General features: G+C 75.2%; 3 protein-coding genes and 1 pseudogene. All 4 read right to left on the bottom strand.

What is annotated here, in order from left to right; genetic code table 11:
- On the bottom strand, window positions 1-1,263 hold a 1,263-nt coding region (locus ACWEN3_RS37730), incomplete at its 3' end, for a protein kinase domain-containing protein (protein WP_452980626.1).
- 85 nt (window positions 1,264-1,348) lie between these two features.
- Entirely contained in the window at window positions 1,349-3,112 is a 1,764-nt protein-coding gene (locus ACWEN3_RS37725; protein WP_452980623.1) for a serine/threonine-protein kinase, read from the bottom strand.
- Between the two features lie 162 nt (window positions 3,113-3,274).
- Window positions 3,275-5,785: a protein kinase gene (locus ACWEN3_RS37720; protein ID WP_452980620.1), complete on the bottom strand. Its 2,511-nt coding sequence runs from the start codon at window positions 5,783-5,785 to the stop codon at window positions 3,275-3,277.
- A gap of 163 nt (window positions 5,786-5,948) precedes the next feature.
- Window positions 5,949-6,875, bottom strand: a pseudogene (locus ACWEN3_RS37715) (serine/threonine protein kinase); the annotation flags it as partial.
- Between the last annotated feature and the right edge of the window lie 72 nt (window positions 6,876-6,947).

The following is a 6,947-nucleotide window of genomic DNA, read 5'->3' as shown; positions in this document are numbered from 1 at the left end:
TCGCCTGGGACGGCTACCACGCCGGCCACCCGGCGCCCGCCCGCGTGGACCTGCCCACCTACGCCTTCCAGCGCAAGCGCTACTGGCTGCCCTCCATCTGCCGGTGCCGGTCGCCGGGGTCGTCGCCGTGCCGCCCGGGCTGCCGCCGCCCCCGTTCCCGTCCCGGTTCAGCAGCAGCGCCGCGGCCGACACGCCCGCACCCGCCAGCGCGGCGACGAGCAGCGCCGCGATCAGCACCCCGCGCGTGGACGGCCGCCCCGGCGACTGCTCCGCCGGCGGCCGGGGCGCGCCGGGCGGCTGCGCCGCGCCACGCGGCAGGTCCGGCTGGGTCGGCGCGTACGGCGCGGGGGCCTTCGGCGTACGGGCCCCCACGATCCGGTGGGCGCGCCCGCCGCCCGGGGTGTCGGCCGCGCCGGGTGCGTCGGGGGTGTGTCCGGTCTCCAGATACGCCCCCAGCATCCGCTCGGCCTCCGCCGCGCCCAGCCGCCGGTCGGGATCGCGTTCCAGCAGGCCCCGTACGACGGGCAGCAGCGGTTCGGCCTGCTCGGGTGGCCGGATGTCGGCGGCGACCACCGCGTGCAGGATGCCGCCGAGCGAGTCGCGCCGGAACGGCGACTCGCCGCTGAGCACCGTGCACAGCAGCGCGCCGAGCGACCACAGGTCGGACTCCGGCCCGGTGCGCACCCCGGACATCCGCTCCGGCGCGGTGTACTCGGGCGAGCCGACGAAGGAACCGGTCTCGGTGAGCGTGGTGGCGCCCGCGACCTGTGCGATGCCGAAGTCGGTGAGCACGACCCGGTCGGTGCCGGACTCGATCAGGACGTTCGCGGGCTTGATGTCCCGGTGCAGCACCCCGGCCTGGTGCGCGGTGCGCACCGCGCTCAGCAGGGCGATGCCGATCCGCGCGGCCTCGGCGGCGTCCACCGGGCCGTCGCGGGCGATCCGGTCGGCCAGCGAACCGCCGTCGATCAACTCCATGACCAGATACGGCCGGTCGTCCTGCTCCACCACGTCGTGCACGACGATGATGTGCGGATGCCGCAGCTGGGCGACCGCGCGGGCCTCGCGGAAGGTGCGGTCCCGGCGGCGCCGGGCGTCGTCCTCCGCCAGCGAGTCGTCCTGGAGGAGTTCCTTGACCGCCACGCGGCGGCCCAGCAACTGGTCGCTCGCCCGCCACACGACGCCCATGCCGCCGCGCCCGATGCGCGCCTCCAGACGGTAACGGCCCGCGATCACACGGAAGTCGGCGCCCTCGGTCCCCATGCGCCCCATCATGCCGCACCGGACCCACGCCCTCCGGGGCACCGACCGGCCAGCCGAGCCGATCGACCAGCGGTTTTCGGCCGTATCAGCCCTCGTTCGGCTGCTGCCAGGTCTGCAGCACCCACTTGAACTGCTTGTCGGCCCGCGCCCAGTCCTGGGCCGGCGACGACATGTAGATCGCGTACTCGGCACCGGCGCGCGAGAAGTACGTCTCCTCGACCGCGTGCCGCGGACCGGCGACGTGCGGCGGGTCCTTCTTCAGCGCGTTCCAGGTGTACTCCCAGAGCGAGCCCTTGCAGTCGCGGTAGAGGTTCTCCTTCAGGGTCACGCGCTTGTAGCCGACCAGCCGCTGGAGCTGCTGCTCCAGATCGAGTTGGTGGTTGTAGGCGTCGGCGAAGTCGGGAGACGCGTCGATGGCGATGCGGACGAAGTGCAGACCGCCGTCGGGCGAGTAGTCGACCTGCTTCAGCGCGCCGTTGAGCTCGTAGACCTTCCGCTTCCAGCCCTTGGGCAGGGAGAGGCTGAAACCCAGCGGGTCGTGGTAGGTCCGCCAGTCGGCGGGGACCGTGCCCGCGGGGCCCTGGGTGCTGCCGTCGCTCGCCGAGGAGCCGGGGGCGGGCGTCGAACCTCCGCGCGTCCCGGAGTCCTGCCGCGTCCCGTTCCACTCCTGGAAGGCCACCGCCGCGCCGCCGCCGAGCACGGCCGCCACGGCGACGACGAGCACAAGCGTACGCAGCCGCCGGCGCCGGGGCCGGCCGGCCCGTCCCCCGCCGTGCGCGGGCACCGGGCCCACGGTCGTGGGCCCCAGCGTCGTCGGGCCGGTCCCGGAACGGCCCGCGGCCGCGCCGCCGTACCCGGATGCGGCCGTCCCCGCCCCGTGACCGGGGACGGCCGTACCCGGGCCGTATCCGGAGGCGGACGTTCCGGAGTCGTATCCGGAGGCGCCCGGCCCGGAGCCGTGTCCCGCCCCCTGGGTCCCCGACGCGTGCACGCCCGAGCCCTGGGTGGGGACGAACGCCTGGGCGGTGCTGGGCCGTCGGCCCTCCGCCGCCTCGGCGAGCATCTGCTCCGCCTCCTCCGCGCCCGGCCGCTGGGCCGGTTCCTTGCGCAGCATGGCGGAGATGACCGGGCCGAGCGCCCCGGCGTGGCGCGGCTCGTCGGCGTCCTCCTCGACGACCGCCTGCATGGTGCTCAGCGGCGAGGTGCGGCGGAACGGCGAGCGGCCCTCGACGGCCGTGTACAGCGTGGCGCCGAGCGCCCACAGGTCGGAGGAGGGGCCGGGGTCGTGGCCGCGCACCCGCTCGGGCGCGAGGTAGTCGACCGAGCCGACGACCTCTCCGGTGCGGGTGATGGTGGTGTCGCCCTCGATCTGGGCGATGCCGAAGTCGGTGAGCAGCACCCGGCCGTCGCTGCCGAGCAGCACGTTGCCGGGCTTGACGTCCCGGTGCAGCACTCCGGCGGAGTGCGCGGCGCGCAGCGCCCGCAGCACCCACAACCCGATCCGCGCGGCCTCCCGCGGCTCGACGCGCCCCCGCTCCTTGACCGCGTCGGCAAGCGAGTTGCCCTCGACCAGCTCCATGACGATCCAGGGGCGGCCGTCGTGTTCGAGGACGTCGTGCACGGTGACGACGGCCGAGTGGTTGATGCGCGCGGCGGCCCGTGCCTCGGCCCGGGTGCGGGCCAGCAGAACGGCCCGGTCGCTGTCGGAGACATAGAGCGCGGCGGTCAACTCCTTGACGGCGACCGTCCGGTGCAGCACCTCGTCGTGGGCGCGCCACACCCGGCCCATGCCGCCGCTGCCGATGGAGTCGGCAAGCCGGTAGCGGCCCGCTATGAGCAGGCCCTGCATCTGATTCACGTTGCCCCGCAATGCTCTTGTCAGGGTCAGACTAAGGACCGGCCTGCCATCAGGGAACAAGCGGGGTCCCAAGGAAACCGCACTGTGACGATGGTCATTTCTCCGCGAGAGCGGGAACCGGACAACCGCCGGCCCGGCCCGTGCACACGGTGCTCAACCCGTATAGCGGTACGTCGCGGTGGCCTGCTCGTACAGCCGCGTCACCTCGTCCCGGTCGGCCTCCGGGCCGCGGACCTGGACGAGGTGGTAGCGGCCGTTCAGCAGGATCGCCATGTTGCGCACGTACAGGTCGCGTCCCTGCCCGTCGGTCCAGGTGAACTGCCCCTCGGCCATGGTCCGTCCGCCCACCTCGATGGTCCGCAGACCGGTGGCCGTGGCCCAGCTGGAGTCCCGGTACGGCTGGAGTTCGCTCTCCTTGTCCCGCTGGTAGACCATCGGGTCGCTGCCGTAGGCCGAGGCGCTGTCGCGGCCGGGCACGACGATCAGCTCGAAGTTCCCGTGCGCGTACACCACCTGGCCGCTGCCGTTCTTCGGGGTGCGGCCCCAGCCCTCGGCGACGGCGAGCTCGAATCCCTCGGGGTCCTTGCGCAGGGTGAAGCCGTCCGCGGCGGAGGAGTCCCCTCCGGTCTGGGTCTCGGTGGCGGGCGCGGACGCGGAGGGGCTGCCGTCCGGGGCGCCCTGCCCTGAGGACGGCGGCCGGGTGCCCGAGGGGGCGGGGCTCGCCTCCCCCGCGCTGCCGGTACGGTCCGTGCGGCCGGCGGCGCCGCTCTCCCCCTGCTTCGGCATGAACAGCATCGCGTAGGCGATCGCCCCGGCCAGCAGGAGCAGGATCAGCAGGAGCAGGGTCCGGCCGAGGCTGCGCGGCGAACCCTCCTCCTCCCGGCCCCGCTTGTGCCGGCCGTGCGGATGGGTCGCGGGCAGCCCGGCGCGCCGCCTCCGCACCAGCTCGCCGCGCCGCCGGACGATCGGCAGCCGGCTCGGGTCGGCGGGCGGCACGGAGACGACATGCGCACCGGCGTCCGGCTCGGGCGCGGACCGCACCAGCGAACGCAGCCAGCCGCTCAGCTCCTCGAAGTCCAGCCGCTCGATGGGGTCCTGGCGCAGCAACGACTCCACCACCGGCCGCAGCGGGCCGCACTCCTCGGCGAAGGCGGGCGGCTCCGCGCACACCAGTTGCACCAGTTCGGCCGTGGAGTCCTCCGGGTACGGCGCATGCCCCTGCACGGCCCGGAAGAGCAGCGCGCCCAGCGCCCACAGGTCGGTGGCGGGCCCGATCGGCGCCGCGAGCTGCCAGTTCTCGTGCACGGGCCCGGCCTGCTCCGGCGCCCATCGCTCGGTCACCGGCCCGACCACCGTCATCCGCACCTGCCGCGCCCGCTCGGCGGCGAGCGCGGTGGCGGGACTTCTGCGGAGCGGAGCACCGGCGTCGGGGCTGTCCCAACGGCCGCCGGCCTGCGCCGGGAGGGCAGGGGCGGCGGGGTGGCCCTCGTGGGCGGGGGCCGGGGTCGCGGTACCGGCCGGACCGGTGCGCGGCGCGGCACCGTGCCACGGGGCGCCCTGCACGCCGTACGGGTCGACTGTCCGGCCGGGCGGTATGACGGTGCCCTCGCCGGAGGGGTACGACGACTGCGCCGCACCGTCGGTCCGGTCGCCGCCGGTGTCGCCGTCGGCGGCCCGCCGGGCCCCCGGCAGCGCGGCGCGCCCGCTGTGCTGGGCCTCCTGCACCCGGGCGGCGGCACGGGCGCCCGCCCGGTACGCGGCGATGGCCCCGGCCCGGGCGGCACGGATGTCCGCGCCGCTCTCCAGGGCCCGCTGTCCCGTCGGCCCGGGCACCCCGGGCCCGCCGGACGCCCCGTTCGCGCCCGGCACCGGCAGTGGCCCGGCCGCCCGCGCCTGGATCGCGGCCCGGCGCGCGGCCTCGGGATCGACATTGGCGGACGGAACCCCCGCGGCACCGGCCGGCCGGCCCGGGGGCACCGCCCGGCCCCCGCCGGGAGTTACCCCGGCGCCCGGCTCCGCCGGCTCCTCGTTCTCGTCCTCGTCCTGGACGGGCACGGGGTCGTACCCGCACAGCGCCTCCTCCGCCGCGCCCGCCGCGAGGCCGGTCAGCATCACACGGCCGTCGTCGCAGACGAGCACCGTGCGGGCGGTGATGTTGCGGTGCACCCAGCCATGACCGTGCAGCACCCGGAGCGCCATGAGCACGTCGGAGGCGACCTCGGCCGCCCGGTACGGCGTCAACGGCTTCTCGGCCAGCAGCGCGGACAGCGGGCGCGCGGCCACCCACTCGCTGACGATCCACAGGGACCCGCCCTCGGCGAACACGTCGAAGACCTGGTCCAGGCGCGGGTGGTCGGGGATACGGGCCGCCGCCTGCGCGGCCTCCACGGCGCGCCGCACCGCCGGGTCGGCGGGCTGCCGGGTGGCGGTCCGTGCGGACGGCGCCGGACGGGCCCCGCGCTCACGGGCGGTGAACCCCTCGGGCAGGCCCTCCGCGTCGAGCACCTCGGCCTCGACGACCTCCGGCAGCGGCACCTGCCGGACCAGCACCTCCTGGCCGCTGTAGGTGTCGAAGGCGCGGGTCTCGGTGAGTTCGTACTCGTCGGACGGCGGCAACGGCAGGCGGTAGCGGTCGGCCAGCACCCGGCCCGCGTAGTCGTCCACTCTGCCTCCCCCGGCCGCCCGGTCGGTCACATCCGTTCGCCTGACGGCCCGTTTCACACACGCTTCCGGCTGCGTACGGTCCGCAACCATTCACGATACGTGCCGGAGGCAACCCGCACCGAGTGGATGCCGGATTCTCACGCCCCAAAGCGGCGCCCGGCGCCTAGGACTTGGGCCGGAAGGACTCCGTCAGGGTCTGCCAGGTGTCCTTGCGCAGGCCGCTCTGCCAGTCGTCGGCCTTCGCCGTGTACATCAGCCCGTAACCGAGGTGGTCGTTCACCACGAAGCCCCGGTCGATGGAGCGGTAGGAGGTGCCGCCGTCGGCGTAGGTGAACTCCCAGTCGGCGGTGTTCCAGCTGCGGTAGCCGACCTTCTCGATGCGGATGCGGTGGTACTGGGGGCGCACCATGTAGCCCTCCTGGTTCCGCCAGTCCGCGACCGGGTCGCTCTTGGGGGAACCCGTCCAGCCGATGAGCAGCTTCTGCCCGTCGGGACCGGTGTAGCGGTCCCCGGCGGCCCCGCTGGACTGGTAGCTCCAGCCCTTGGGCAGCCCGATCGTGTAGCCCTGGCCGCCCGTGTGGGTCGACACCGCCGGCGCGCTCCCGCCGCCCTTGGCGCCGGGCGACGCGGAGCCCGCGCCGTCGGCGGACTCGCTCGCGCCGGGGGCCTTCGCGGAACCGGTGCCGGCGGACGCCGACCGCCCGTCCGCCCGCGTCCCGCTGTCCGTACCGCCCGCGCCCTTGGTGCCCTTGTTCTTGTCCTCCTTGGTGGAGGCGCCGGCGCCGGCCGCGGGCCCGGCGGCGCCGCTCTTGCCGCCCTTGTCGTCCCCGCCGCTCAGCGCGATGGCCAGCACGGCCCCGAGCACCGCGAGGGCGACCAGTACGGCGATGATCACCAGCGTGCGCCTGGGCACCACGTCGGTGAGCGGCGCCCTCGGCACGGGCCGCGGCGCCAGGTCCAGGTCCGGCGGCGGCATCACGGGCCAGCCCGAACTCGGCTTGCCCTGAGCGGGGTTGCCCGGACGGTTCGTGCTGGAGTTCGGCACGGCGGAGGAACCCGGGGCGGCACCCGAGGGTTTCGCGATGCTTGCGGGGAATTCGGTGGCCTGGCCGAATCACGGCCACGGCACGCGAAAAGGGCGCGACGTTATTGACCCGTGAGT

It is taken from the genome of Streptomyces sp. NPDC004561 (assembly GCF_053602155.1).
Note: the sequence above shows the minus strand (reverse complement) of the source record. Positions and strands in the feature narration are given on the sequence as shown.